This is a genomic window from Methylobacterium sp. Leaf89 (genome assembly GCF_001422215.1).
GTDB lineage: Bacteria > Pseudomonadota > Alphaproteobacteria > Rhizobiales > Beijerinckiaceae > Methylobacterium.
This window is the reverse complement of the sequence record NZ_LMML01000028.1, coordinates 249,850-276,610: the sequence shown is the minus strand read 5'-3', so window position 1 is coordinate 276,610 and position 26,761 is coordinate 249,850. Positions and strand designations below refer to the sequence as shown.

Sequence of the window (26,761 nt, the reverse complement as noted above, 5' to 3'; positions counted from 1 at the left end):
CTGCTCAGTGATGAAGTTCTGGAACGCTGGGTCGCCGGTCAAACACTACAGGATCGGCTCACGGGCGGCGGCCTCCTCGCGGGCACAGACGGATTGGTCGGGAGCCGGACCGCCGGCGGCCCTGAGCTTGCCGAGTTCGACGCGAGCCTTCTCCAGATCGGCCCGAAAGCCGGCGTCGCCCTGAAGGGCGGCGAAGACGGCGCTGGCAGCCGTGCGCCCGGCCTCGATATCGCTCGCCCAGTGCAGACCGCAGACGACACGGCTCTCGCCGTAGGAGCGGGCCCGGACGAAGAACTGCGTCGCCTTCTCGGGCATCAGGGCCGCCATGATCGCCGCGTAGGTCCAGGCCTGGGTCGCATGGCTTGACGGGAAGCTGAAGGCATTGCCGAGGTCGGAGGTCCGCATCACGCAGATCTCCGCGTCGTTGCCGACGAAGGGGCGCAGGCGGCGGTAATGCAGCTTCGGACCACGTGTGGCCTGGGCGATGTCGAGGCGCGCGCGTTCCAGAAGGGTCATCAGGGCAGGCGCCCGGGACTGCTCGATACGCTGGCCGATGACGCAGGCGAAGTCGTCAAGGATCGCCGAGGCGCCATCGGCCACATCGGTGGTGGCCAGGGTCCAGCGCGGCGTTCCCTTGAGGGCCCGAGTTGCGACGAACGCGGCTTTGTCCGCCGACTCGGCCGCCGACTGGCCCCGCGGCGGGGCTCCGAGGATCGCGACGGTGTCGGGCGCCTGTGCCTCGGAGAGGTAGGGTGCCCGGGCTGCCTTGCCGGGTGTCAGGGGCGTGACACCGACGGCGGGGGCCGAGGCCGGTTTCTGCGCAGTCTCCTCCGCCCGAACCGCCGTAGGGGCAATCCCCACCGGCAGGGCGGCCAGGAACATCAGGGTCGGGAGCAGGCGGGCCATCGGCGTCTCGGCGTCAGAGGTCGGCACAGAGCGAGTGCCATCGGAGTATAGGGTTTCTATACAACAGGCCTATGGCACGGCTCGTCTGAACGCTGACGAAATCGCTTTCGATGTTTCTTTCGGGCTCCCGGAAAACGTCGGAAGAGGCGAATGACCGGACTTGGTCGTCCTGCATCGACACAGGCGATCGACGCGCCGGGAGAGCGCCGCGTCGCGGAAACCGGGCAATGCAGGCGCCGGACCGACGCGACGACCGATCAGAGCTTCGTTGCGGTCCGGCCGGCGAGGTTGCGTGCTGCGGATTCGAGACCGACGTGGTCGTGACCTCCGCTGAGGGCGTAGGCCGAGTGACCGGCGGTCCAGTAGGCGGTCTCGCCGTCGCCGGGGCTCGTGACCTCGCTCGGAGCGACGTGGCCGTCGAGGCTGCGGGTGGCAAACAGGGAGACTTCGCCGAGCTTGCCGGCGTCAATCACCACCTCAATGCCGGTGCCGTTGCGGGCCGGCACGATCTGCACGTCGCGCACCGTCCAGTCCGCCGGCAGGTCGGGCAACGCGATGCCGGTAGCTGCGGCAATGCCGGCGCGATCATAAGCCTGGGCCTGATCGCCCCGCTGCGCGGCAATGCGGGCGCGGACCTGCGCCGCCTCGCGGGCGTGGCGGGCATCGGCGACCAGGGCCGGATCGACGGGGGAGGCGAACGTGTCCGGCACGCCGAGGAAAGGCCCGTCGGAATGGGCCAGCCAGCCGGTGCCAACGAGGAGCGCGATCACCGCGGCGCGACGCAGGCGGTCACCGAACCGGCGCCAGGCCAGAGTCCGGTCGAGGCGCCGTGCGGCGGCCCGGTTACGCTCCGGTCCGGGGCCGGGAAGAATGGCGAAGGCCTGCCGGAGCGCGTCCCGGTCGTGCAGCTCGGCCATGATCTGCGCGGCGGTCTCGGGATTGCGCGCCAGGTGCGCCTCCACGTCGAGGCGGCGCAGGCCATCGAGCTGCCCATCCACGAAGGCGGTGAGGTCATTCTCGGTGATCGGATCGATCATCGCGGTCTGGTCCATGGCGTCGGCTCCGGTCGGATACAGGGGGCGCGTCCCCGGACGAGGAGTCCCGGCCGCGCTGAGAACGGATCGGCCTGCCTATGGCGCTCCGTCCCGGTCTTCGAAAACGTCTCAGGTGTCGCCGACGGCGCGGCCCGTTCGGTGCGATGCGTCGTCCTCGTCCTGGGCGACGAGGCGCAGGCGCGGCCGCTCGGCCGCGAGGCGCTGGCGCCGCTCGGCGACACCGCTCCCCTGGCGCTCACCTTCCTCGAAGGCCCGCAGGGCGGCGCGGCCCCGCCCGAGGCGCGACATCAGTGTGCCGATGGGGATGCCGAGGACGGCCGCCGCATCGGCATAGGCCATACCTTCCAGGGTAACGAGGTGAAGGGCGGCGCGCTGCTCTTCCGGCAGCGTGAGGAAGGCGCGCCGGATCTGCGCAAGGCGGACTTGCGCCTCCTGGGCCGGGGGCGCCATCTCCTCGCTCATCTGCACGAGGGTATCGGCGTGGCGGGCCTCGACCCGCTTCCGGCGCTGCTCGTCGATGAAGACGTTGTGCAGCACCGTCATCATCCAGGTGCGCAGGTTGGTGTTCGGCCGCGCCGCCTGGCCCGATTCCAGGGCCCGCACCAGCGCATCGTGCACGAGGTCATCGGCCCGCAGCGTGTCGCGCGTTAGGGCCCGCGCGTAGCGCCGGAGCGGCACGAGCAGGTCGACGATGGCAGCGGGGCCGGGCCGGTTTGGTTCGGTCGTCATAAGAGCATCAACGCACGAACCGCTGCTCTTAATCCAGCCGCGGCGTGTGGACGCGCATCAGCGGTAGGTCGCCTCGAGATCGAGGGTGCAGGTTCGGCCGATTTGCTCGTAATTCTCGGCGATCCAGGCCTGAGCCGCACCGCGGCCCTTGTCTCGCAGGCGCTCGAACACCCGCCAGCGGGCATCGAGGCGCGAGGAGGCCTGGTACTCGTCGAGGGCGCCCGTGCCGTCGATGCGGTGGACGTACTGCGACTGGTACTCGCCCCGGCCGAGCACGCCCTCGGCGATGAGGTGGTCGACGAAGTCGATCGCGCGCAGTTCGCGCATGAGGTTGGCGTTGAAGGTGATCTCGTTGAGCCGGTCCTGGATCTCCTGCGGCGTGCGCGGGGTCTCGCGGCGCTCCACCGGGTTGATCTGCACCAGGACGATGTCGCGGGTCTCGGCCCCGCGATAGAGGGGATAGAGCGGCGGGTTACCGAGATAGCCGCCATCCCAGTAGGGCACGCCGTCGATCTCCACCGCCTGGAACACGGTCGGCAGGCAGGCGGAGGCCATGAGGTGATCGACGTTCAGCGCCTCGCGCTCGAACACCGCGAGCTTGCCCGTCCAGACATTGGTGGCGGAGACGAACACCGCAGCGGTCTCAGCGGCGCGCAGGCGCTCGAAATCCACCTGGGCGGCGAGCACCTTGCGGAGCGGATTGTAGTTCAGCGGGTTCGAGGTGTAGGGGCTGGTCTTCAGGGCCCGGCTCCAGAACTCCGCGATCGGATTGTTCGACCAGAACTCGAACAGACCGCTGAAGGCGCGGCGCTGAGCCGGCCAGAAGTCGCCATCGAGGCTGACCTCGCGCCAGAACCGCTCCAGGGCCCGGCGAGCGCCCCCGGGCCCGTCCTCGAGCCAGCCATCGACCATCACGACGGCATTCATCGCCCCGGCGCTCGCCCCGGTGATCGCCTCGAAACCGAGGCGCCCGTCCTCGATCAGCGCATCGAGCACGCCCCAGGTGAAGGCGCCGTGCGCGCCGCCGCCCTGAAGGGCGAGGGCGACGGTCTTCTCCGCATGCGGACCCGCCATCACACGGGTCTTGGCGGCGGGCTGCATCCGCAGGTCCCGTTCGACCGGGACGTCGATGAGCGAATCGACCGTCGGCTGCTGATGCGGATCAAGCATGCGGATCTCCCAACGTTTATGCTGCAGCGCAATATATGATGCCGCAAGGCCACAAACAGGCGGGAAGATGCAGCGGTTCCCTGTCCGCGACGCAGCCCTGCCACCCGGTCCGGTCCGGAAACTCGACATCGCCGCCCGGATGGGACATGGGAGAAGCCGAATACGATCAGCGTGTTCGCTGTGCCATCCGGAACGCCCGGTGACGCAGCGGACTTGACGCCCGCCCGCCGTCATCTCAGCTAAACGATCGAGGGCGTAGAGTTTGCGGCATCGGAACGCCGCCCCCGGTCCGGACCGGCCCGATCGGAGGCTCCCGGTCGGCGGCGGACGTTCCTCGGAGCGCACAGTCAACGATGGACATCATGGACGCGACCCCCGTCAACCCGATCAGCGGCACCGGCCCCGAGATCGCAGGCCCGAGCCCACGCCACCGCACGGTCGGCGTCACCATCGGATCCGGTGAGGGCGCGGTCACGGTGGGCGGCGGTGCACCGATCGTCGTCCAGTCGATGACCAACACCGACACCGCCGACATCGACGGCACCGTGGCCCAGGTGGCCCAGCTCGCCCGGGCCGGCTCGGAGCTCGTGCGCATCACCGTCGACCGGGACGAGGCGGCTGCCGCCGTGCCGAAGATCCGCGAGCGTCTGGACCGCATCGGCGTGCACGTGCCGCTGGTGGGCGACTTCCACTATATCGGCCACAAGCTCCTGTCCGACCATCCGGCCTGCGCCGAGGCGCTGGCCAAGTACCGGATCAACCCGGGCAATGTCGGCTTCAAGGAGAAGAAGGACACGCAGTTCTCGACCATCATCGAGCAGGCGATCCGCTACGATAAGACCGTCCGCATCGGCGCGAACTGGGGCTCCCTCGACGAGGCGCTGCTCACGCACCTGATGGACGAGAACGCCCGCTCGGCCCGGCCGATCGACGCCCGCGCGGTGATGCGCGAGGCCATGGTGCAATCGGCCCTCAGCTCGGCCGAGCGCGCGGTGGAACTCGGCCTGTCCCAGGACAAGATCATCCTGTCGGCCAAGGTCTCGGCGGTGCAGGATCTCATCGCGGTCTATCGCGAGGTGGCGCGCCGCTCCGACTTCGCCATCCATCTGGGTCTCACCGAGGCCGGCATGGGCTCGAAGGGCCTGGTGGCCGCCTCCGCCGCCATCGGCGTGCTGCTGCAGGAAGGCATCGGCGACACCATCCGCTACTCGCTGACCCCCGAGCCGGGCGGCGACCGCACCGTGGAGGTTAAGGCCGCGCAGGAACTCCTGCAGACCATGGGCTTCCGCACCTTCGTGCCCCTCGTCGCCGCCTGCCCGGGCTGCGGCCGCACCACCTCGACCACGTTCCAGGAACTCGCCCGCGACATCCAGAGCTGGATCGTCAACTCGATGCCGGAATGGAAGAAGGCCTATCCGGGCGTCGAAGGCCTCAACGTCGCGGTGATGGGCTGCATCGTGAACGGCCCCGGCGAATCGAAGCACGCCGATATCGGCATCTCCCTGCCGGGCACCGGCGAGACCCCCACGGCGCCGGTCTTCATCGACGGCAAGAAGGCCATGACCCTGCGCGGACCGACCCTCGCCAAGGATTTCGAGACCGTGGTGACCGACTACATCGAGCGGCGCTTCGGCACGGGTACCCGCACCGCCGCCGAGTAGCCTCCTGACGCGCAGCTGCCGGACGCGATCCGGACTCGAACCCCGATGAGCGGCAACCGCGACCAGGTTGCCGTTCTCGCGTCCTGCGCCGCATGATAGCGTGAACGCGACCGTCCCCCGCCACCCGACCCCGTCGGGACGGCCCCGGCGTTCTCGCGCGCGAGCAAACCCGCGCCGCGAGACGTTGGGCTCGCCACGAGCCTCGATCGAGCCGAATGACGCAAACCGCCCCTTCGAGCGCGCCCGCCGCCAAACCCGACGGCGCCGGTGCACCTCCGGCCGCCGAGGCCTCGCCCGAGACCGCCCGGGCCCACGGCCCGGCGGGCCTGTGGACGCTGGTCCTCGGTTCCGTCGGGGTTGTCTACGGCGACATCGGGACGAGCCCGCTCTACGCCTTCCGCGAGGCCCTGGTCTCGGCGCGGGCCGACGGCATCCTGCTGCGCGAGGAGGTGCTGGGCGTCGCCTCGCTGATCCTGTGGGCCCTCGTCCTCATCGTCACCATCAAGTACGTCGTCATCCTGCTGCGGATGGACAACAACGGCGAGGGCGGCATCCTCTCGCTGATGGCACTGGCCCGCACGGCGCTCGGCGGCTCCCGCGTGGTGTTCATGTTCGGTCTGCTCGGCGCCTCGCTGTTCTACGGCGACGCCATCATCACGCCGGCGATCTCGGTGCTCTCGGCGGTGGAGGGCCTGAAGCTCGTCACCCCGGCCTTCGATTCGTACGTGCTGCCGATCACCATCGCGATCATCGTGCCGCTGTTCCTCATCCAGGTGCGCGGCACCAGCAAGGTGGCCTCCTTCTTCGGCCCCGTGATGGTGGTGTGGTTCGCCGCGATGGCGCTCGCCGCCCTGCCCCACATCGCTGCCAACACCGACGTGTTCTGGGCCCTCAACCCGTACTACGCGGTGCATTACCTCCTCGGGCACGGCACCGGCGCCCTGGTGGCGCTCGGCGCGGTGTTCCTGGCGGTGACGGGGGCCGAGGCCCTGTTCGCCGATCTCGGCCATTTCGGACGCCGGCCGATCCAGATCGCCTGGCTCGGCCTCGTCGGCCCCTGCCTCGTCCTGAACTATTTCGGTCAGGCGGCCCTGGTGCTGTCGAAGCCCGACACCACCGATCCGTTCTTCCAGCTCGTGCCCGAATGGGGCCTGCTGCCGATGGTGCTTCTCGCCACCGCCGCCACCGTCACGGCGAGCCAGGCCGTCATCACCGGCGCCTTCTCCCTGTCGCGCCAGGCGATCCAGCTCGGCCTGCTGCCGCGCCTGGAGATCCGCCACACCTCCGAATCGCATTCGGGCCAGATCTACCTGCCGCAGATCAACGCGCTGCTGATGGTCGGCGTGGTGATCCTGGCGGTTCTGTTCCGCTCCTCTGCGGCCCTGGCCTCGGCCTACGGCATCGCCGTGACGGGCACGATGCTGATCACCGCCAGCCTCGCCTTCCTGGTGCTGTGGAAGACCTGGAAATGGTCGCCCTGGGCCGCCGGCCTCGCGATCCTGCCCTTCGCGGCGGTGGAGTTCCTGTTCCTCCTGTCGAACATGCTGAAGGTGTTCGAGGGCGGCTACGTACCCCTGCTGTTCGCCGGTGCCCTGATCGTCATGATGTGGACCTGGGTGCGCGGCGTCGGGATCCTGATCAACAAGACGCGCAAGACCGACGTACCGCTCACCGAGCTCGTCAGCATGCTGGAGAAGAGCCCGCCGCATCACGTCCGCGGCACCGCGGTGTTCCTGACCAGCGACCCCTACATCGCCCCGGCCGCCCTGCTGCACAACCTGAAGCACAACAAGGTGCTGCACGAGAAGAACGTGGTGCTCACCGTGGAGACCGTGGATACGCCCCGCGCCGCCGAGGTCGACCGTATTCACATCGAGCCGATCGGCCCGCACTTCCACAAGGTGGTGATGAAGTTCGGCTACATGGAGACGCCGAACATCCCCCGGACCCTGACGCTGCTGCGCAAGCAGGGCTTCAAGTTCGACATCATGGCGACGTCGTTCTTCCTGTCCCGCCGCTCGATCCGCCCGGCCGCCCATTCGGGCATGCCCCTGTGGCAGGACCGAATCTTCATCACCCTGGCCAAGAACGCCAACGACGCCACGGACTTCTTCCAGATCCCCACCGGCCGCGTGGTCGAGGTCGGGACCCAAGTGACCGTGTAGGGACCGTGCCGAAGGCGGCCTCCCGGTCCGAAGGGCCGCGACGGGCGGGTTTTCCGACATTCGGGCGAAGCGCCACCGCAGTGAGCGGATCAGGTGGCTTCGGAGGGCGGCACCTGGCTCATGCCATGGCGGATGGCTGCGGCGCCGTCGTCTCCGCTGGTCGGCTCGGCGCGGTCTCGCGGATTCCACCACGAAGCGCCAGATCGATGGGCCCGTCGAGGACGGGCAACGGCGCGGCGAGCCGAGGCGCGGGACGCGCATAATAGGCCCTGAGCAGCGGTGTCCGATCGCGCAGGTGCGCTTCGACGCGATCGTTCAGGCGTCCGACCGGACCCGTCAGCGCATCGAAGCCCCCAGTGAGGGCACGGACGATCGCACGCGTGCCCGCCTTTGTGAGATGGGCGATCGGCCGAACCATGTTCATCGCGACCTGCGGTAAGGAAAAGGTGCGATTTCAGCTAGGGTGGCGGCCCCGTTAGTCTCCGCGACCGAAAGCGGCACGCAGAGCGCCGGAACCGAGGCCCGTCGGGAATCGGCCCGCGGCTCGCGGCTCGCGGCGGTTCCCCGGGGGCCGGCTCACGGCCTTGGCAGGTTGAGGACGGGCGGCGGGATCAGCGGCTCAGGAGCCAGGGCGGCCGGCGTCAGGGCGACGCGGCTGTGGGCGGCCTTCGGTGCCCTGGCCGCGGGTGCGGGCTTCTCGTCGACGGTGGCCCGCACCGTACGGATCGGGGCCGCACGATGGTCCGGCACCGAGGCGGCCGGGGTCGCGCGGGCAGCCGCGGTCTCGACCGGGGCGGGGATGGGGGCGGCCGCGGGGGAAACCGAAGCCGCGACCACGGGCATCGTCGGCGCCGCGGGGGCCTCGGCCGAGGCGAAGGCGAGCGCGGTGGCGGGCGCGGGCGGCGTGGCCTGCTCCACGGCGCCGGGCTTGCGCTTCTCGTAGAAGGCGTTGCCGCCGGCCACCGCCACGTAGTGCATGTTGTTGTAGGGGAAGCGCAGGCCGGCCGTGTGGAAGTACATCGCTCGCCCGACCTTCGGGTGGCGCTGGCCATCGAGGACGGCATCGGTCACCTCGGCGACCTTCTGCAGGCTCTTGTCGTCCATCTTCTTCGTCAGGACACCGGGGGCGAATTGCCGGGGCTGGCCGACCACCGAGCAGATCCCACCATTCGGGAAGGCGGCGGCCTCCAGCCGGTTCATGACCACCGTGCCGACGGCGAGCAGGCCTTCGGCGTCGCTGCGATTCGACTCGAAGTACATCGCCCGACCGAGACAGTCGCGCTCTTCATCGGTGACGGACACCGGCTTGGCTGCGAGCGTCGAACCCGTCACCGTGGGTGCACCCGCATAGGTATTGCAACCACCGAGACCAGGAACCGCTAGGAGGAGACCAAGTAGAGGCAGCGTCGTCGCCGATCGGGTTTCCTGCATGCCGTCTCGCTCCACTCCCTCAAGCGTATCCATATGGCTTGACCACCAAATGGGTTCGTTTCTGGGCAGGGACGGCGATTTCGAGGCGGCGGGTCAGGCCTCGCGGTCGTAGCGGAAGGCATCCGCCACCCGCGGCATCCCGATCCGATCGTAGAAGCTGACGGCCCCGGGGGCGGCCGTCAGCAGGAGCGAGGCCTGCGGCCCGACTGCCGCTCGGGTGGCGGCGAGGAGGCCGCGGCCGATCCCGAGCCCCTGCGCGGAGCGGCTCACCGCGAGGTCCGAGAGATAGGCGCCGAACACGAAGTCCGTGAGCGTGCGCGCGACGCCGACGAGGTCGTCGTCCCGCCGGGCGGTGACGACGAGATCGGCCTGCGCCAGCATCCGGGCCAGGCGCGGTAGGTCGTCGGTCGGGCGGCGCACGGCGAGTCCGGACTCGATCAGGACGCGCCGGAACTCCGCCGCGTCGAGGTCCGGCTCGATGCCGTAGGCGACCGCCGGCACGCTCAGGCCGTCAGCGTCCCATGGCAGTGCTTGTACTTCTTGCCCGAGCCGCAGGGACAAGGTTCGTTGCGCCCGACGCGGCCCCAGGTGGAGGAATCGTCCGGGTTGCGCTCGAGAACGGCGGTGTCCGTGGCCATCTCGCGTGCGGCGTAGCCGTAGGCGGGACCCGCGCCGCCGTCGCTGCCCGTACCGGTGCCCGCCATCTCGTTCTCACCGGTGACGGGATCGAGGTGTTGGGCGAACATCGGCGGCAGGCCGGGTGGGGCGAAGGGGTTGTCGGCGCCCTCCACGGGCGGCTCCTCGTACATGATCTCGATGCGCGAGAGCTGCTGCGTCACCTGCTCGCGCAGGGCGGCGACCAGGCTGTTGAACAGCTCGAACGCCTCGGACTTGTACTCGTTGAGGGGATCGCGCTGGGCGACGCCGCGCCAGCCCACCACCTGGCGCAGGTGGTCGAGGGTGACGAGGTGCTCGCGCCAGAGGTGGTCGAGAGTCTGCAGGAGCACCTGCTTCTCGACATAGGTCATCACCTCGGGCGTATTCTTCTCGGTGCGCCCGGCATAGGCCTCGTCAGCGGCCTGGCGCAGGCGGTCGCGCATCTCCTCGTCGGCGATGCCCTCCTCCTTGGCCCAGTCCTCCACCGGAACGTCGAGGTTGAGCACCGTCTGGACCCGCTCGCGCAGGCCCTCGATGTCCCACTGCTCGGCGTAGGCGTTCTCGGGCACGTGCACCGCCACGAGGTCGTCGACGACGCCGTGGCGCATCTCGTCCACGGTCTCGCGCACGCTGTCCTGGCCCATGAAGTCGCGGCGCTGCTCGAACACGACCTTGCGCTGGTCGTTCATGACGTTGTCGTACTTGAGCACGTTCTTGCGCATGTCGAAGTTGCGCGCCTCGACCTTCTGCTGCGCCTTCTCGATGGCCTTGTTGATCCAGGGATGGATGATCGCCTCGCCCTGCTCCAGGCCGAGGCGGGTCAGCATGCCGTCCATGCGGTCGGACCCGAAGATCCGCATCAGGTCGTCCTGGAGCGACAGGTAGAACTTCGAGCGGCCGGGATCGCCCTGGCGACCGGAGCGGCCACGCAGCTGGTTGTCGATTCGGCGGGATTCGTGGCGCTCGGTGCCGATGATGTAGAGGCCGCCCGGCAGGGCGACCTTGCGGCCCGCAGCCGGGTCGGCCGCCTCGCCCGAGGCCAGCACCTTGTCGCGGTTCTCCGCGATCTCCGCCTTGATCGCCTCGATCTTCGCGTTGCGCTCCGGCCCCTCGGGCACGCTGGCAAGCTCCTTCTCCACGCGCATCTCGACGTTGCCGCCGAGCTTGATGTCGGTGCCGCGCCCGGCCATGTTGGTGGCGATGGTGATGGCGCCGGGCACGCCGGCCTCGGCGACGATGTAGGCTTCCTGCTCGTGGAAGCGGGCGTTGAGCACGGCGAAGCGCTTCGTCACCCGGCCTTCGCGGGCAGCGGCGTAGACGTCCGTGAGGGCGTTGGGGTCCGAGTAGTCGAGCTGGCGGAAGCCTGCCTTGACCAGCATCTCGGCCAGGTGCTGCGACTTCTCGATCGAGCCGGTGCCGACCAGAATCGGCTGGTGGCGCGCATGCGCCTTCTCGATCTCGGCAATGATGCCGTCGTACTTCTCGGCCACCGTCCGGTAGACCTCGTCGTCCTCGTCGATGCGCTCGACCTCTTTGTTGGTCGGGATGTCGACGACCTCAAGCTTGTAGATCTCGGCGAACTCGTCGGCCTCGGTGGAGGCCGTACCGGTCATGCCGGCGAGCTTGGAATAGAGGCGGAAGTAGTTCTGGAAGGTGATCGAGGCCAGCGTCTGGTTCTCGGGCTGGATCGTCACCCGCTCCTTGGCCTCGAGCGCCTGGTGCAGGCCTTCCGAGTAGCGCCGGCCCTGCATCATGCGGCCGGTGAACTCGTCGATGATCACCACCTCGTCGTTCTTGACGATGTAGTCCTTGTCCAGGGTGAACAGGGTGTGGGCGCGCAGGGCCAGGTTCACGTGGTGGACGAGGCTGACGTTGTGCGCGTCGTAGAGGTCGCCATCCTTAAGGAGATCAGCCCCGCGCAGAAGGTCCTCAACGAACTCGTTGCCGCTCTCGGTCAGCGAGACCGTGCGCTGCTTCTCGTCGAGATCGTAATGCTCCCGCTCGAGATGCGGCATCAGCGCATCGACCGAGACGTAGAGCTCGGAGCGGTCGTCGACCGGGCCGGAGATGATCAGCGGGGTCCGGGCCTCGTCGATTAGGATCGAATCGACCTCGTCGACGATCGCGAAGTTGTGCCCGCGCTGGGACAGCTGGCTGAGCTCGTACTTCATGTTGTCGCGCAGGTAGTCGAACCCGAACTCGTTGTTCGTGCCGTAGGTGATGTCGGCGGCGTAGGCCTCCTTCCGCTGGCCGTCGTCGAGCCCGTGCACGATGGTGCCGACGGTGAGGCCGAGGAAGCGGTAGACCCGGCCCATCCACTCCGCGTCGCGGGCGGCCAGGTAGTCGTTCACCGTGACCACGTGGACGCCCAGCCCCGAGAGGGCATTGAGGTAGACCGGCAGGGTCGCCACCAGGGTCTTGCCCTCGCCGGTGCGCATCTCGGCGATTCCGCTCTCGTGGAGCACCATGCCGCCGATGAGCTGCACGTCGAAGTGGCGCTGGCCGAGCACGCGCTTGGCCGCCTCGCGCACGGTGGCGAAGGCGGGCACGAGGATGTCATCGAGCGTCTTGCCGGCGGCGAGCTCGGCCTTCAGCATGTCGGTGCGGGCGCGGAGCTGGTCGTCCGAGAGCGCAGCGACCTGCGGCTCCAGGGCGTTGATCTCGGCCACACGGGGACGATAGCCCTTCACGCGCCGGTCGTTGGACGAGCCGAAAATCTTCTTGGCGAGGGCACCGAGCATCGTGAACCTACGGTCGATCGAAAAGTCTGAAGGCGAATGTTGGCCGGGCTTATAGAGGTAAACACGGGCCGGCGCATCCGAAAGAGCCGGCCCGCGTCCACACCGGGGTATCGGGTGGGGCCGGGTCGGCGCGGGGCAAGCGGAGGACGCCGAGTGGCCGCATGCCCGGAGGGGCGCTGAGCCGGCTTTGACCCGGCCAACGCGGACGCGCCGCGTTTCGATCCGGGGCGTGATTCGCCCGCGCGACCCCCGTGGGCCGGATTCGGCGCCGGGGTGCCGCTGCCCCGGTTCTCATGGTCTCAGTCCTCATACGAAGGATGCGGGCGCGCGTGTCCGGGCCGCTCGCGGGATCTCCCCGCATCGTGATCGCCCGACGCACCGGTCGCAGCGACGGGAGAGGGAACGGCGTGAGGGTGCGTCGCGTGGGCGGCGAACGGGCGCCTGGATTCGGCCGCTCGACGCTGCGGCCGTGCTTGCCATCGGGGGGTGCACGCGCCACCTGATGACGCGGCCAATCCGCGGCCCCCGGCCGCACCTCGCTCGACAGCCCCCTGCGACGACCTCCGACCGGCCCCGTGCCGGGACGTGGGCGGCGCTCCCAAGGACGCCTCCATGACGATGATCAAGTCCCTTTCGCGCTCCGGACTCCTGCGCACGGGCCTCCTGCGCACGGGCCTCCTGCGCACGGGCGCCGTCGCCCTGGCGCTCGGCCTGCCGCTGGCCTCGGCCCGGGCACAGGCGCCGGCCGCCCCGGCACCGGCCGCAGCACCCGTCGCTCCCGAGACCGTGGTGGCGAAGGTGAACGGGGCGCCGATCACCGCGGGAGACCTCGCCATCGCGGCCGAAGATCCCGCCCTCTCTCTGCCCGGCGTCGACGACGCCCAGAAGAAAGCTCTCCTCGTCGACTACATGATCGACCTCAAGGTCGGGGCCCAGGCGGCCGAAGCCGCCAAGATCGGTGATTCGCCGGATTTCCAGCGCAAGCTCGCCTACTTCAAGGACAAGCTCCTCCTCGACGAGTACCTGGAGCGCGAGGCCAAGAAGGCGGCGACGCCGGAGGCGGCCAAGGCCCTCTACGACCAGACCGTCAAGGCGATGAAGCCCGAGGAGGAGGCCCACGCCCGCCACATCCTCGTGGAGAGCGAGGACGAGGCCAAGAAGATCGCGGCGCGGATCAAGGGCGGCGAGGACTTCGCCCGGGTCGCGGCCGAGGTGTCGAAGGATCCCGGTTCGAAGACCGAGGGCGGCGACCTCGGCTGGTTCACCAAGGAGCGCATGGTCGCTCCCTTCGCCGAGGCCGCCTTCAAGATGAGCCCGGGGCAGGTGTCCGATCCGGTCAAGACCCAGTTCGGCTGGCACGTGATCAAGCTCGAGGAGAAGCGCACCAAGCCGGTCCCGACCTTCGATGAGATGAAGGAGCAGGTGGACCAGTACCTGACCCGCAAGGCGCAGCAGGATATGATCCTGAAACTGCGCGAGGGGGCCAAGATCGAGCGCACGGCGGCCGCTCCGGCCGTGGCGCCCGCCCCGGCTCAGAAGGCGCCGTAACCCGCCTCAGGCGACTCGCCCTGCCTAAGGCGACTTGCCCTGCCTCAGGCGACTCGGAGCAGCGGGTGCGGTGCGGGCTCGGTCCGCCCGCGCCCGTTGCGCTTGGCTTGGTAGAGCGCTGCATCCGCCCGGCTGAGCAGGGCATCGAGCCGGCGTCCCGACGCCACGGCGGCGGAGCCCTCCTCCGGCACCGCCAGACCGATGCTGACGCCGATCGCAAGGTGCGGCAATTCCGGCACGGCGATCCGGGCCACGGCGCGACGCAGGAACTCGGCCTTGGTCAAGGCCTCCTCCGGGGTGAGTCCGCGCAGGAGGCAGGCGAATTCCTCGCCGCCCATCCGACCGAAGATCGCGGAGCCCGGCAGCAGCGCCGACACGGCGTGGCAAAATCCGACGAGGACGCCATCGCCCACCGCGTGGCCGTGCCGGTCGTTGATGCGCTTGAAGTGGTCGAGGTCGAACAGAAGCAGGGTGAATGTACCGCCCTCCCCCAGCGCAGCCTCGGCCCGGGCCACGAAGGCGCGCCGGCTGAGGATGCCGGTGAGCGCGTCGGTGTCGGCAGCGAGGCGCTGCAGGCGCTCCGCGCGCTCCTTCGTCAGCGACATGAACACGAAGGCGATCGCCAGGGTGAAGAGCATGCCGGCGAGGCACAGGATGGTCAGCCAGGGCGTCTGCAGCGGATTCGGTTTGGTCTGCGGCGGCGCGACGAGTGCGAGGGGCACGCGGATCCAATAGGCGAAGGTGTAGATCAGCAGCAGGGCGACGCCGGGATAGCGCGACACCAGAGGTTCGGCCCGGGCCCGCCAGATCTCGCGAGCGGCCAGCAGGCAGAAACCTCCCGCGAGGCTCGAGGCCAGCATCACCCGGGCGGGAACCGAGGCGAAGAACGCCGGGACCAGGCAACTCGTCCCCCAGAGCGCGATCGCCACTGCGATCGGTGCGAAGCGGGCGCGCCGTCCCTCGAACGCGCGGGTCCCGGTCCAGATCAGGCCGTAGGCCCCGATCATCACGCCGTTGGCGACCCCGATCGAGACCCAGTCCGGAATCATCCCGCGCAGGGACAGCAAGGCCGAGGCCATCGCGCCGGTGATGTGGGCGATGCCCCAGATCGCCAGGGCGTGGACGTGGCGGGCCTGGCTCCAGGACAGCAGAAACAGGCTGCCGACCATGAAGGTCAGGATCACGGTCACGAGCAGAAGGGTCGAGGCATCGAGCAGCATCGATCGGTTCCGCCCCCTCGCTCGTTCGATGATCCAGAAGCCGCTCGCCCCTTCGGGACGGCGGCCCAGCGTCCGAAGCTATTCTATACGATCATGGTTACCCAGATCTGGACGTCCGAGGCCCGTCGACGACCTCCGCGGATGGCGGGTCGTCACGGCTCCACCTTGCGCAGACCGGGACCGAGCGGCGTGATCCGAAGGGCGGTGATCCGGTTGCGGGCCTTGCGCAGGACCTGGAAGCGGAAGCCGTGGAAGTTGAAAGCTGTCCCGGTGTCGGGAATCGCCCGGGCCTCGTGAATGACGAGCCCCGCGATGGTGGTGGCCTCGTCGTCGGGCAGGTCCCAGTCCATGGCCCGGTTGAGGTCGCGGATCGGCACGCTGCCGTCGGCATGCACCGAGCCGTCGCCCTGGGCCCGCACCCCGGAGACGGTGACGTCGTGCTCGTCGGCGATGTCGCCCACGATCTCTTCGAGGATATCTTCCAGGGTCACGAGGCCCATCACCTCGCCGTACTCGTCGACCACCAGGGCGAAGTGGGTCTTCTTGGCGAGGAAGGCCTTGAGCTGGTTGCGCAGGGAGGTGGTGTCCGGCACGAACCAGGTCTCCAACGCCAGGGCCTCGACCTTGAGACCGGCGGCGTCGCCGCCAGCGGCGTCCAGCGCCCGGAGGAGATCCTTGGCGTGCAGCACGCCCACGATGTTCTCCGTCGTGCCGCGCCAGAGGGGCATGCGCGTGTAGGGCGAGGCCAGCACTGCGCGCACGATCTCCTCCGAGGGCAGGTCGACATCGATGGTGCGCATCTTGGTGCGGTGGACCATCACCTCCGAGACGGTGAGGTCCGACAGGTCGAGGAGACCGCCGAGCATGTCGCGCTCGGCCTTGGCCACGCCACCCTCGCGATGGAGCAGGGCGACCTGGCCGCGGATCTCGTCGGTGGCCGACAGGATGGTCTGGCGCTCGCCGATCCGGACGCCGAAGGGACGGAGCATGCCGCGCACCAGGGCCTCGATGGCGAGCGCCGCCGGCCCGAGCAGGGCCACCGCGAAGGCCACCGGCCGGGCCATGACCAGGGCGGCGCTGTCCGGCTTGTTGATCGCGAGGGTCTTGGGCAGCACCTCGGCGAAGATGATGACCAGGACCGACATCACCCCGGTGGCGTAGAGGATGCCGCTCTTGCCGAAGAGGGTGGTGAGCACGCCGGTGGTGAAGGCCGAGGCGCCGATCGCCACGATGTTGTAGCCGATGAGCATGGCGCCGATGAAGCGCTCGCGGCTCGCCATGATGGCGTTGACGAGGCGCGCGCGCGCGTCGCCGGCATTCTCCAGGGCCAGCATGCGGGCCCGGGACGCCGCCGTGAAGGCGGTCTCGGCGCCGGCGAAGAAGGCCGAGAGCAGGAGCGAGATGACCACGATGCTCGCGGCCAGCCAGAGATCGGTATGGGGTTCCATGCGTGCGATGCCGGAGGATGTCGTCAGGTCGAGCCGGTGCTTACCACGGCGCGGGCCGGGCCGTTCACGCCCCGTCGGTCCCGGCGATGAGTTCCTTGATGCGTCCGGCGAGCGACTCCATCAAGAAGGGCTTGGTCAGCACCTGCATGCCGGGCGCGAGGTATCCGTTGCCCAGCACGGCGTTCTCGGCGTAGCCGGTGATGAACAGCACCTTCAGGCCAGGGCGTACGACCCGGCCTGCATCGGCCATCTGGCGGCCGTCCATGCCGCCGGGCAGGCCGACATCCGTCACCAGGAGGTCGAGCCGCACGTCCGATTCGAGCACCTTAAGGCCCGCCGCCCCGTCCGCCGCCTCGATGGCGGTGTAGCCGAGATCCTCCAGCACCTCGGTCACGAGCATCCGCACGGTGGGCTCGTCGTCGACGATGAGAACGGTCTGGCCCTGCTCGGCCCGGGGTGCGTAGGCGAGGTCGGCCTCGCCGTCGCGGGCCTCGGCCTCCCCGTAGTGGCGGGGCAGGTAGAGGCACACCGTCGTGCCCTGGCCGACCTCCGAATAGATCCGCACCTGGCCGCCCGACTGACGGGCGAAGCCGTAGATCATCGACAGGCCGAGGCCGGTCCCCTCGCCCAGGGGCTTCGTCGTGAAGAACGGATCGAAGGCGCGGGCGATCACCTCCGGCGTCATGCCGGTGCCGGTATCGGTGACGCACAGGGAGAGGAATTGCCCCGGCTCCAGGTCCCGCTCGCGGGCCGCGCGGAGATCGAGCCACTTGTTGGCCGTCTCGATGGTGATGCGGCCGCCCTCCGGCATGGCATCGCGGGCGTTGATGCAGAGGTTGAGGAGGGCGTTCTCGAGCTGGTTCGGATCGACCAGGGCGGTCCAGAGACCGGCTGCGCCGACCATCTCGATGGTCACCGCCGGCCCGACCGTGCGGCGCACCAGCTCCTCCATGCCGGCGATGAGGCCGTTCACGCTGGTGGGCCTGGGGTCGAGGGTCTGCCGGCGCGAGAAGGCGAGGAGGCGGTGCGTCAGGGCGGCGGCACGCTTGGCCGCGCCCTGCGCCGCGTTGATGTAGCGATCGAGGTCTGTGTGATCCGTCCCTGCGCCATGCGGACCTGAAGCAGTTCGAGGCTGCCGGAGATCCCCGTGAGCAGGTTGTTGAAGTCGTGGACCAGTCCGCCGGTGAGCTGGCCCACCGCCTCCATCTTCTGCGCCTGGCGCAGGGCCTCCTCGGTCCGGCGCTGGTCGGTGATGTCCCGTCCGATGACGGTGAAGGTCTCTCCGTCGGGAGCCGCCGTCCACATCACCGTGCGCCGGTCACCCGCCTTCGTGAAGACGCGGTCGACGAAGCCGGTCACGGTCTCGCCCCGCGCGAGACGGCGGACCACCTCGGCCGTCTCGGCATGGTCGGCCGGATCGATCAGCGCCGCGAAGGGCCGGCCGAGCAGGGCGTCCTCGTCCCAGCCGAGGGTGCGGCCCCAGGCCGGGTTAATGGTCTTCAGGTAGCCGTCGAGCCCGGCGGTCCCCATCAGGTCGGTGGTGGTCTCCCAGATGCGCTCGCGCTCGCGGGTGCGGCTCTCGACCTGGCGCTCCAGGCTGCTGTTCAGGCGCGCCAGTTCGGCGCTCGTGACCTTCTGGTCGTCGATGTCGGTGCTGGTGCCGACCCAGCGCAGGATGGTGCCGTCGGCCGCCCGGATCGGCTCGGCCCGCACCAGGAACCAGCGATAGGCGTCGTCGTCGCGGCGGATGCGGAACTCGTCGGCGTAGGGCCGGCCGTCTTCGAGGCAGGCCTCCCAGGCCTCCGCCGCCGCGCGGTCCGCGGGGTGGACGAGGGCGGCCCAGGCCGCGCTCCGGACCCCGTCGAGGGCGGGACCGCAATAGGCGGCGCAGGCGGCGTTGAACCAATCAAGGGCACCGGTGGCGGAGACCGCCCAGACGTGGATCGGGACCGCCTGTGCGAAGGCGTGGAACTGCGCGTCGCTCGCCCGTCGCGCGGAGGTCGCGCGGAGGTCGCGCGGCTGCGCTCGGTGGCCGCCCGCACGCGCTCGGCGACATTGCGCATGAAGGCGAGCTCTTCGGGCGACCAGGACCGGGCGGTGGCATGGTTCAGATAGAGAAGCGCGACGAAGCCGCCGTGCTCGGTCAGCGGCATGTTGACGAAAGAGTGCGCGCTGATCGCCTTCAAGGCCTCGGCGCCGGAGGCGGTGCGCGAGTCGGCGTCGGCATCGCTGCAGATCACGGTCTCGCCGCGCTTCAGATCCTCGATGTAGGAGCCGTAATCGCGAAAGTGCAGGGTCCCGGCGAGGCTCCGGATGCCGGGGGCGTTCAGTCGCGCTCGATCAGGATGGTCTCCGCCACGGCGTCGATGGTGCCGTAGCCGGCCCGGCTGACGCCGAGGGTGGTTCCGAGGATTTCCGCGGCCACGTACGCGATGGGGGCGGTGTCGTCGAGGTCGCGCAGGCGGTCTCCGAACTCGGCCACCGCGATCCGCCGGGCCTCGGCGGCGCGGCGCTCCTCGACGTCGATGGCGAGGACGAAGAAGCCCTCCACCGCGCCGCCCTCGGTCCGGCGCGGGATGTACTGGATGGCGCAGGCTCGGAGGCGACCGTGGCCGTCCGGCAGGACGCCGTCGCGGGCGATGGTCTCGCCGGCCAGCGCCCGGTCCATGTCGGAGCGGTGCTACGCGAAGATCTCGGGGCCGAGCACCTCGCGGGCGGGGCGACCGACCAGGGTGTCGACGCCGCGCCCGAACCAGGTCTTGTAGGCGCGGTTGTTGAACCGGTGGGTTTAGTCGCGGTCGAGATAGGCCACGAGCACCGGCAGCGCGTCGGTGATGAGGCGCAGCTCCGCCTCGCGCTGTGCCGCCGGCGCGCCGCGCAGGCGGGCGAGCTCGGCCTCCAGCGCGGCGATACGGCGATGCAGGTCCTCGGTCCCGGGATCGCTCAAGCGGCGCTCAGTTCGGCACTCAGGAAGGCGCGGACCTCGGCGCCGTCGATGCCGGGCGCAATGAAGCTCTGGCCGATGCCGCGCGCCAGGATGAAGGTCAGCGCGCCGTCGCGGACCTTCTTGTCCTGCGCCATCGCCGCCACGAGGGCGTCGGCGTCGCCGCAGCCGCCGGGCACCGCCTGAAGCCGGGTCGGCAGACCGGCCAGGGCCAGGTGGTTGGCGACCCGGCCCGCGTCCTGGCCCGGGCACAGGCCGAGGCGGGCGGAGAAGCGGAAGGCCAGCGCCAGTCCGATCGCCACCGCCTCGCCGTGGACGAGGCGGGCGGACTCGTAGCCGGTCAGGCGCTCCAGGGCGTGCGCGAAGGTGTGGCCGAGGTTGAGCAGGGCCCGCTCGCCGTCCTCGCGCTCGTCGCGCACCACCACGCCGGCCTTGGAGCGGCAGCAGATCGCCACCGCCTCGTCGCGCTCCGGCCCGCCCGCGAAGATGCCGGCCCAGTGCGCCTCGCACCAGTCGAAGAAGGCGGCGTCGTTGATGAGGCCGTACTTGGCCACCTCGGCGTAGCCCGCCCGCATCTCCCGCTCCGACAGGGTGTCGAGGGTGGCGGTGTCGGCGAGCACCAGGCGGGGCTGGTGGAAGGCGCCGATGAGGTTCTTGCCGTGGGGCGAGTTGATCCCGGTCTTGCCACCGACTGAGGAATCGACCTGGGCGAGGAGGCTCGTGGGCGCCTGCACGAAGCGCACGCCGCGGCGCAGGGTGGCGGCCGCGAAGCCCGCGAGGTCGCCGACGACGCCGCCGCCGAGGGCCACCACGAGGTCGTTGCGCTCGACCTTGTGGGCGAGGAGCCCGTCGCAGACCGCCGCGTAGGTGGCGTAGGATTTCGAGGCCTCGCCCGGGGCGACGGTCACGAGGCCCGAGCGCAGGCCCGCCGCCGCGAGGCCGTCCTGCAGGCGCGCGCCGTAGAGGGCGGCCACGTTGGTGTCGGAGACGATCACCGCCGCCTTCGCCCCGAGGGCGGCCACGTGCCGGCCGGCTTCGTCGAGGAGGCCGCGTCCGATCAGGATGTCGTAGGCGCGCCCCTGGTCGAGGGGAACGGCCACGGTGAGGCGGTCGGTCACTGGGCTGCGATCCCGGTCTGCGAGGGGCGGTTCAGGTAGGCGTCGAGTGCTTCCATGACGTCCTGCACGACCCGGTCGTGGGCGACGTCGCGGGAGATCACCTCCACGTCGGCCGTGGCGTAGACCGGATGGCGCTGGGCCATGAGCTGGCGCAGGGTCTCCTCCGGGTCCTCGGTCTGGAGCAGCGGGCGCCCGCCGCGCTTGCGCACCCGGCGCATCAGCACGTCGAGCTCGGCCTTGAGCCAGATCGAGACGCCGCCCTCGGCGATGCGGGCGCGGGTGGTTTCACGCATGAAGGCGCCGCCGCCGGTGGCGAGCACCAGGGGCCCCTCGCGCATCAGGCGGGCGATGACCCGCTCCTCGCCATCGCGAAAGCTCGGCTCGCCGTAGATCGCGAAGATGTCCGGGATCGTCAGTTTGGCCGCCGTCTCGATCTCGTTGTCGGCGTCCTTGAACATCAGGCCGAGGCGCGTGGCCAGGCGCCGGCCGACGGTGCTCTTGCCGGCGCCCATGAGGCCGACGAGCACGATCGACCGGTGACCGAGGGCCCGGCGCAGGCGCAGTTCGATCGGCTCGCCGGCGGCGGCGGCCGGCGGTTCACCCGGGGGCGGGACGCCGCCCTGAGGAGGGACTTCGGTCATCAGGGACATCTACACATCGTTGGGCGGGTCTTAGCGTGTTTTCCGGTGGGGGCGAAGCACCCGGGACGGCGCGCGCACCGGAATGCCGCGCCGCCTGTGGCCGCGAAGTCATTGCCTTCGGCGTCGGCCCGTGATGCAACCCCAAGCTTGTCGTCAGCCACATCCGGCACCTGAAGCCGTCTGGCCCCCGAGGCGCGCTCACGTTCCCAGCGCCGCACGATCGAGGTTCGTCCGAGTGCCGACCCTGTTCCGTTTCCTCGCCACCCTCGCCATCCTGGCCGGGCTCGCCTTCGCGGGGATGTTCGCGCTGGCGACCTTCGTGGTGCCGACGCCGCGCGAGATGAGCGTGACCATCCCCGCCTCGAAGCTCCAGCCGCCGAACCGGTGACGCGGGCACCGACCCCTCTTCCGAACCGGGCCGCCAAGATTCCTGCGGCCGAGATGCCTGCGGGCGAGATCCCCGCGGGCGAAATGTCCGCGGGCGACGTCCTGATCCGCGATTACCTCGATATGCTCGCCGCCGAGCGGGGCGCGGCCGCCAACACCCTCGCGGCCTACCGGCGCGACCTCGCCGACTACCTCTCCGCCCTGGCGCGGGGCGGGCACGACCCCGTCGCGATGGAGGCGGCTCCCGTGCGGGCCTACCTCGCCGACCTCGAGACGCGCGGCCTCTCGGCCGCCTCGGCGGCCCGACGCCTGTCCTGCATCCGGGGCTTCCACCGCTTCCTCTACGCCGAGGGCTTGGCCGAGGACGATCCCAGCGCCCCGATCGGCGGCCCGCGCCGGGTCCGGGCCCTGCCCAAGGTGCTCTCGGTGGCGGAGGTCGACCGGCTGCTGGCGGTGGCGCGCCAAGGGGCGACCGGCCAAGGGACGACAGAAGATGGCGCGGCCGGTGATTGGGCGGCGGCGCGTGCGCGGGGCACGCGCCTGCTTTGCCTGATCGAGCTCCTCTACGCGACGGGCCTGCGCGTCTCGGAACTCGTCGCCCTGCCCCGGGCGGCGGCCTCCACGAAGGAGCGCTACCTGGTGGTCAAGGGCAAGGGCGGACGCGAGCGGCTGGTGCCCCTCACGGAGATCGCCCGGAGCGCCATGCGCGACCACCTCGCCCACCTGCGCGCCGATGGCCCCTGGCTGTTCCCCGCCGACAGCGAGAGCGGGCACCTGACCCGGCAGTCGTTCGCCCGCGATCTGAAGACGGTGGCGACGGCGGCCGGCCTCCGGGCGGACCGGGTCAGCCCGCACGTGCTGCGCCACGCCTTCGCGAGCCACCTCCTGCAGAACGGCGCGGACCTGCGCATCGTCCAGGAGCTTCTCGGCCACGCCGACATCTCGACGACGCAGATCTACACCCACGTCCTCGACGAGCGCCTGAAGAGCATGGTCCGCGACCTGCATCCGCTGATGGACGCGTGAGACCCGGCGGCGGCACGGGGCCGTCGCCGGACACCCCAGGCCTGGCTGACGACCCGGAAGGGCGCCTCAGCCCTCCGCCTCCTCATGCAGGGTGTCCTCGATATAGAGCTGCGCCAGCAGCACCTTGGCCACCGCCATCAGCGGCAGAGCCAGGGCGATGCCCCACAGGCCGAAGATCACGCCGAGCACGAGCTGCCCGGCGAAGATCGTGGCCGGGGGGATGTCGAGGGCCTGCTTCTGGATGAAGGGCGTCAGCCCGTAGCTCTCCAGGGTCTGCACCGCCAGGTAGACGCCGAGGGCCCCGAGGAGCGCGGTGGTTCCCGAGGCCAGGGAGGCCAGCAGGATCACGACGCCGGCGATCAGCGGTCCGATGGTCGGGATGAAGGCGAGCAGCCCGGCCTGGAGGCCGAGGATGAGGGCGCCGCCGATGCCCAGGAAGGCGAGGCCCGCCCAGGTGCAGACGAAGATCACCGCCATGGTGATGAGCTGGCCGAACAGCCAGTGGCGCAGGGTCTCGCCCATGCCGTCGAGGAGGGCGGTGGCGCGGTCCCGGTGCGGCGGCGGCACGAAGCGCACGAGCCCGTCCCGGTAGGCGCCCGGATCCGCCGCCACCGAGAGGCCGAGGAAGATGATGACGAGGGCGTTGCCCAGCGCGCTGAACAGGCCGATCACCACGGTGGCCGCCGGCCCGAGCACGCTGCCGGCATCCGACAGCAGCGAGCCGGGGCTCTTCATCGCCCCCGAGGCGAGGCCTGCGAGGCCGCCCGACTTCTGGCCGGAGGCCACGGAATCGTCGTTGCGCTGAGGGCCCGAATCCCCTCCGCCGCCGGATTTCGCATCACCGCCGCCGGGGGCGACGGCCTTGCTCTCGCCGCCCTTGTTTTCACCGCTCTTGTTTTCGCCGCCCTTGTTTTCGCCGCCCTTGCCCGGGGCGATCTCGGGCACGTCGATGCCGTAATCCTTCAGCCGGTCGCGCACGGTGCCGGCCTGGGACGCCACGGTCTGGCCGAGATCCCGCCCCTGCTGCACGATCGTGGCGCCCCCGAAGGCGATGAGGGCGAGGGTCAGGCCGGCGAGCACGAGGCTGACGAGGCTGAGGCGCAGGCCCCGGCTTCCCGGCAGGACCTTGCCGAGAAGCCGCGTCAGGCCGTCGAGGAAGACGCCGAGCAGGATGCCGGCGAAGACGAGGAGCAGCGTCGAGGCCGCCATCCAGGCGAGCGCCAGGACGGCGATGAAGGCCACGACGGCGATGCCGGAGACGGCGAGGGACCAGCGGCGCGGGCGCGGGCGGGCGGGCTCCTCGCTGAGGAAGGGAATGGCCATGAACGGTGTGAGCTCCTGGCATGCCGGGTCTGGCACGCGGATGTCGGACGGGTCTCCGGGCAGGCCCGGCCGCGCTGCGCCCGGCCCATCCTGCGGGAGGATGTCGCCAGTTCAGCTTGGGTTCCGCCGCTTGGTGCCGCGACCGGCCGGCATCCGCGCACCGCTAGCGCGGGGCGCCGGCTTCCTGATCCCAGCGCGCGGCGGCGTGGTCGTCGGCCTCCGTCGCCTCGACCCAGCCGCCCGTGGTGCCGTCGGCGAGGTGCTCGCGCTTCCAGAACGGGGCCCGCGTCTTGAGGTAATCCATCAGGAAACTCGCGGCCTCGAAGGCGGCGATCCGGTGGCTGGACGCGGTGACCACGAGGACGATGCCCTCCCCCGGGGCGACGAGGCCGTGGCGGTGGATCACGCACACGCCCTGGAGCGGCCAGCGCGCGCGGGCGGTCTCGACCACCCGGCCGATCTCCGCCTCGGCCATCCCGGGATAGTGCTCGAGCTCGAGTCCCGTGAGGCGACCGCCCTCGTCGCGGCACAGGCCCGTGAAGGTGACGATGGCTCCGGCGCTGCCGCCGAGATCGCGGGTGAGCCGGGCGATCTCGGCGCTCGCGTCGAAGGGTGCGCTCTGGATGCTGACATCGGACATGGGCTTCCCCGGGCTGGTCTCGGAACGGCGGGTGGGAACAGAGCGGGTGGGTACAAGGAGAGTGAAGAAGGGAGGTGGAAACAGGCGGTCGAAACCAGGGGTCGGGAACCGGGGCTTGGGCGGACCGCGTTCGGGCGGTACACCCTTGACGAGGCCCGGCGAACCTGCCCTCACGGGCACGGGCGCTCTATGCCCCCGAACGCCCGGCGACACCACCGGGATGCGAAGGACATTTTCGCTGTGACCCCAGAGCTGATCCTGCCCCATGACGGCGTCCTGCCGGTGTTCTCGGCCCGTCCGGTCTGGTGCGGCCGCGCGAGCACGGTGATCGGCGACGCCACCCTCGGCGCCCAGGCCTGGCTCGGCGACCACAGCGTGATCCGCGCCGACGGCGACCGGATCGTCATCGGCGAGCGCTTCTGGCTCGGCCACCGCTCCACCGTCCACATCGCCACCAACACCCATCCGACCCTGATCGGCGACCGGGTGACGGTGGGCCGCAATGCCGTGGTGCATGCCTGCACCGTCGGCTCGGACGTGGTGATCGAGGACGACGCCATCGTGCTCGACGGGGCGAGCGTGGAGAGTGGCGTGCTGATCGAGGCGGGGGCCACCGTCTTCCCGCGGGCGCACCTCGCCGCCGGCTTCGCCTATGCGGGCAGCCCCGCCAAGCCGGTGCGGGCGATCAGCCTGCCGGAGATCGCCGAGCAGGCGGAGCGCCTGCGCGAGGCCTCCGGCGACCTGCCGGCCCCGCCGGCCGCCGATGAGCCGGAACACGATCCCAGCGTCTACGTCGCCCGCACCGCGCGCCTGCGCGGCCGGATCGCCCTCGGGGCCGGCTCCACGGTGCTGTTCTCCTGCGACCTCCACGCCGAGGTCGGTCCCATCGTGGTCGGAGCCAACACCAACATCCAGGACAACACGGTCATCCGGACCCGGGGCGAGGGCGTCGTCCTGGGACGCGACACCACGGTCGGGCACAATGTCCGCCTGTCCGACTGCCGCATCGGCGCGCGCGGCCTCATCGGCATCGGCTGCGTCGTCGCCCCCGGCACCGTGATCGCCGACGACGTGCTGCTGGCCGCCGGCGCCACCACCGACCCGGGCCAGCTCCTGGAGGGCGGCCATCTCTGGGGCGGGCGCCCGGCCCGCATCCTCGGGCCCCTCGATGCCGAGAAGCGCGCCATGATGGCCCGGGTGGTCGAGGGCTATGTGGCCCACGGCGTGGCCTATCGGCAGGCGGAAGCGGCGCTGCCATAGCCCCTCCAGGCCGAGAAGATCGGCACCGTGGCAGGTATTGCCGCGGTGCTCAGGCCGCCGCGACAAGATCGGCGACCGGTCTCATCCCTGCATCACATGAAAAATGGGTACAGGGACGCATCGAAGTTTTTGGGAACGCCTTGCACCGAGCCGACGTTGTTCGGCCCCAGTTGCAGTGGTGCAAGGAGTTCTTCATGAAAGCCGTCACGCTCGCCCTCGCCAGCACGTTCGCCCTGACCACGATCGCTTTCGCTGCCGGCAGTGGTCCGGGATCCGCGAACAACGCACCGGGACAGGAGATGCAGCAGAACGGGTCTCAGTACGGCTCCCCCGGTGCCTCGGGTTACGCGCCCGGCCAGGAGAAGGGCGCGACCACGGGCTCGACCAGCCACTCGGGCATGGGGTCCCATGAAACCGGGGCCAGCACCGCGTCGGGCAGCACCGGCATGAAGTCCGGCGCCGGCAGCCGCTGACTCTGAAATCGGGAAGGGCCCGGAACGCGCCCCTTCTCGTGTCCTGGCGATCGTGGGCACCGCTCAGGTGGCGCGCACGGTGGCCAGGAAGCGCTGGACCTCGGCGCTGAGGTGCTCGGACTGGCGCGAGAGCTCGGAGGCGGCGCCCAGCACCTGGGCGGCGGCCGCGCCGGTCTCTTCCCACCGCCTGGCCCGTCGAGCCCTGGATCTGGCTGATG

Annotated in this window: 22 protein-coding genes and 1 pseudogene; 7 read left to right on the top strand and 16 right to left on the bottom strand. The window is 70.3% G+C overall.

The features are described from left to right. Positions 1-45: 45 nt before the first annotated feature. The 4 genes from ASF18_RS12550 to ASF18_RS12535 form a co-directional block, all read right to left on the bottom strand. Positions 46-906, bottom strand: coding sequence for a phosphatase PAP2 family protein (locus ASF18_RS12550; protein ID WP_056352001.1), 861 nt, complete (start codon positions 904-906; stop codon positions 46-48). A gap of 257 nt (positions 907-1,163) precedes the next feature. Continuing rightward, positions 1,164-1,958, bottom strand: a complete 795-nt coding sequence (locus ASF18_RS12545) for an anti-sigma factor (RefSeq protein ID WP_244472684.1) — start codon at positions 1,956-1,958, stop codon at positions 1,164-1,166. A gap of 111 nt (positions 1,959-2,069) precedes the next feature. Continuing rightward, positions 2,070-2,690: a sigma-70 family RNA polymerase sigma factor gene (locus ASF18_RS12540; RefSeq protein WP_056276178.1), complete on the bottom strand. Its 621-nt coding sequence runs from the start codon at positions 2,688-2,690 to the stop codon at positions 2,070-2,072. 57 nt (positions 2,691-2,747) lie between these two features. Beyond that, positions 2,748-3,860: a patatin-like phospholipase family protein gene (locus ASF18_RS12535; protein WP_056351996.1), complete on the bottom strand. Its 1,113-nt coding sequence runs from the start codon at positions 3,858-3,860 to the stop codon at positions 2,748-2,750. 353 nt (positions 3,861-4,213) lie between these two features. Here ASF18_RS12535 and ispG point away from each other — a divergent pair, with 353 nt between their 5' ends. Next, on the top strand, positions 4,214-5,521 hold the full coding sequence (gene ispG / locus ASF18_RS12530; RefSeq protein ID WP_056351993.1) for a flavodoxin-dependent (E)-4-hydroxy-3-methylbut-2-enyl-diphosphate synthase: 1,308 nt from the start codon (positions 4,214-4,216) through the stop codon (positions 5,519-5,521). A 215-nt stretch (positions 5,522-5,736) separates the two neighbouring features. Beyond that, positions 5,737-7,686, top strand: a complete 1,950-nt coding sequence (locus ASF18_RS12525) for a potassium transporter Kup (RefSeq protein WP_056211597.1) — start codon at positions 5,737-5,739, stop codon at positions 7,684-7,686. A gap of 576 nt (positions 7,687-8,262) precedes the next feature. Here the strand turns inward: ASF18_RS12525 and ASF18_RS12515 are convergent. The 3 genes from ASF18_RS12515 to secA all read right to left on the bottom strand — a co-directional run bounded on the left by ASF18_RS12515 (position 8,263) and on the right by secA (position 12,515). Continuing rightward, a complete protein-coding gene (locus tag ASF18_RS12515; protein WP_348271399.1) occupies positions 8,263-9,018 on the bottom strand; it encodes a cell wall hydrolase in 756 nt (251 codons plus the stop codon). 192 nt (positions 9,019-9,210) lie between these two features. Continuing rightward, positions 9,211-9,624 carry a GNAT family N-acetyltransferase gene (locus tag ASF18_RS12510; RefSeq protein WP_056352791.1) on the bottom strand — a complete coding sequence of 138 codons (414 nt, stop codon included), beginning with the start codon at positions 9,622-9,624 and terminating at the stop codon, positions 9,211-9,213. Next, the gene (secA, locus tag ASF18_RS12505) at positions 9,621-12,515 is read right to left on the bottom strand and encodes a preprotein translocase subunit SecA (protein ID WP_056351982.1); all 2,895 of its coding nucleotides are present in this window, start codon (positions 12,513-12,515) and stop codon (positions 9,621-9,623) included. Before secA ends, ASF18_RS12510 begins: the two co-directional genes overlap by 4 nt. Positions 12,516-13,133: 618 nt before the next feature. Here secA and ASF18_RS12500 point away from each other — a divergent pair. Then, positions 13,134-14,063 (top strand): peptidylprolyl isomerase, encoded by a 930-nt coding sequence (locus ASF18_RS12500; RefSeq protein ID WP_056352789.1) that lies wholly within the window; start codon positions 13,134-13,136, stop codon positions 14,061-14,063. Positions 14,064-14,107: 44 nt separating this feature from the next. Here the strand turns inward: ASF18_RS12500 and ASF18_RS12495 are convergent, their stop codons facing one another. The 7 genes and pseudogenes from ASF18_RS12495 to ASF18_RS12470 all read right to left on the bottom strand — a co-directional run bounded on the left by ASF18_RS12495 (position 14,108) and on the right by ASF18_RS12470 (position 21,434). Continuing rightward, a complete protein-coding gene (locus ASF18_RS12495; RefSeq protein ID WP_056351979.1) occupies positions 14,108-15,283 on the bottom strand; it encodes a GGDEF domain-containing protein in 1,176 nt (391 codons plus the stop codon). 152 nt (positions 15,284-15,435) lie between these two features. After that, positions 15,436-16,731, bottom strand: a complete 1,296-nt coding sequence (locus ASF18_RS12490; protein ID WP_056276201.1) for an HlyC/CorC family transporter — start codon at positions 16,729-16,731, stop codon at positions 15,436-15,438. A gap of 64 nt (positions 16,732-16,795) precedes the next feature. Continuing rightward, a pseudogene (locus tag ASF18_RS24275) lies at positions 16,796-18,971 on the bottom strand (PAS domain S-box protein); the annotation flags it as partial. A gap of 86 nt (positions 18,972-19,057) precedes the next feature. Then, positions 19,058-19,399, bottom strand: a complete 342-nt coding sequence (locus ASF18_RS12480; RefSeq protein ID WP_056351976.1) for a PAS domain-containing protein — start codon at positions 19,397-19,399, stop codon at positions 19,058-19,060. A 120-nt stretch (positions 19,400-19,519) separates the two neighbouring features. Next, entirely contained in the window at positions 19,520-19,678 is a 159-nt protein-coding gene (locus ASF18_RS23700) for a hypothetical protein (RefSeq protein WP_156394042.1), read from the bottom strand. Then, on the bottom strand, positions 19,675-20,793 hold the full coding sequence (gene aroB / locus ASF18_RS12475; RefSeq protein ID WP_056276207.1) for a 3-dehydroquinate synthase: 1,119 nt from the start codon (positions 20,791-20,793) through the stop codon (positions 19,675-19,677). The genes ASF18_RS23700 and aroB overlap by 4 nt, the downstream gene beginning before the upstream one ends. Beyond that, positions 20,790-21,434 (bottom strand): shikimate kinase, encoded by a 645-nt coding sequence (locus ASF18_RS12470; protein WP_056211803.1) that lies wholly within the window; start codon positions 21,432-21,434, stop codon positions 20,790-20,792. The genes aroB and ASF18_RS12470 overlap by 4 nt, the downstream gene beginning before the upstream one ends. Before the next feature lie 235 nt (positions 21,435-21,669). Here ASF18_RS12470 and ASF18_RS12465 point away from each other — a divergent pair, with 235 nt between their 5' ends. Beyond that, positions 21,670-21,822: a hypothetical protein gene (locus ASF18_RS12465; RefSeq protein ID WP_055946764.1), complete on the top strand. Its 153-nt coding sequence runs from the start codon at positions 21,670-21,672 to the stop codon at positions 21,820-21,822. An 83-nt stretch (positions 21,823-21,905) separates the two neighbouring features. Continuing rightward, on the top strand, positions 21,906-22,847 hold the full coding sequence (locus ASF18_RS12460) for a site-specific tyrosine recombinase XerD (protein WP_056352788.1): 942 nt from the start codon (positions 21,906-21,908) through the stop codon (positions 22,845-22,847). Between the two features lie 66 nt (positions 22,848-22,913). Here the strand turns inward: ASF18_RS12460 and ASF18_RS12455 are convergent, their stop codons facing one another. Together ASF18_RS12455 and ASF18_RS12450 are read right to left on the bottom strand one after the other, a co-directional pair. Continuing rightward, positions 22,914-24,170, bottom strand: coding sequence for an AI-2E family transporter (locus ASF18_RS12455; protein WP_056351975.1), 1,257 nt, complete (start codon positions 24,168-24,170; stop codon positions 22,914-22,916). A gap of 163 nt (positions 24,171-24,333) precedes the next feature. After that, complete coding sequence (locus tag ASF18_RS12450; RefSeq protein ID WP_056211581.1) at positions 24,334-24,810, bottom strand: molybdenum cofactor biosynthesis protein MoaE; 477 nt, start codon at positions 24,808-24,810, stop codon at positions 24,334-24,336. 240 nt (positions 24,811-25,050) lie between these two features. Here ASF18_RS12450 and ASF18_RS12445 point away from each other — a divergent pair, with 240 nt between their 5' ends. Beyond that, the gene (locus tag ASF18_RS12445) at positions 25,051-26,070 is read left to right on the top strand and encodes a gamma carbonic anhydrase family protein (protein ID WP_056351972.1); all 1,020 of its coding nucleotides are present in this window, start codon (positions 25,051-25,053) and stop codon (positions 26,068-26,070) included. Between the two features lie 194 nt (positions 26,071-26,264). Further along, entirely contained in the window at positions 26,265-26,543 is a 279-nt protein-coding gene (locus ASF18_RS12440) for a hypothetical protein (RefSeq protein ID WP_056351965.1), read from the top strand. Positions 26,544-26,761: the final 218 nt, after the last annotated feature.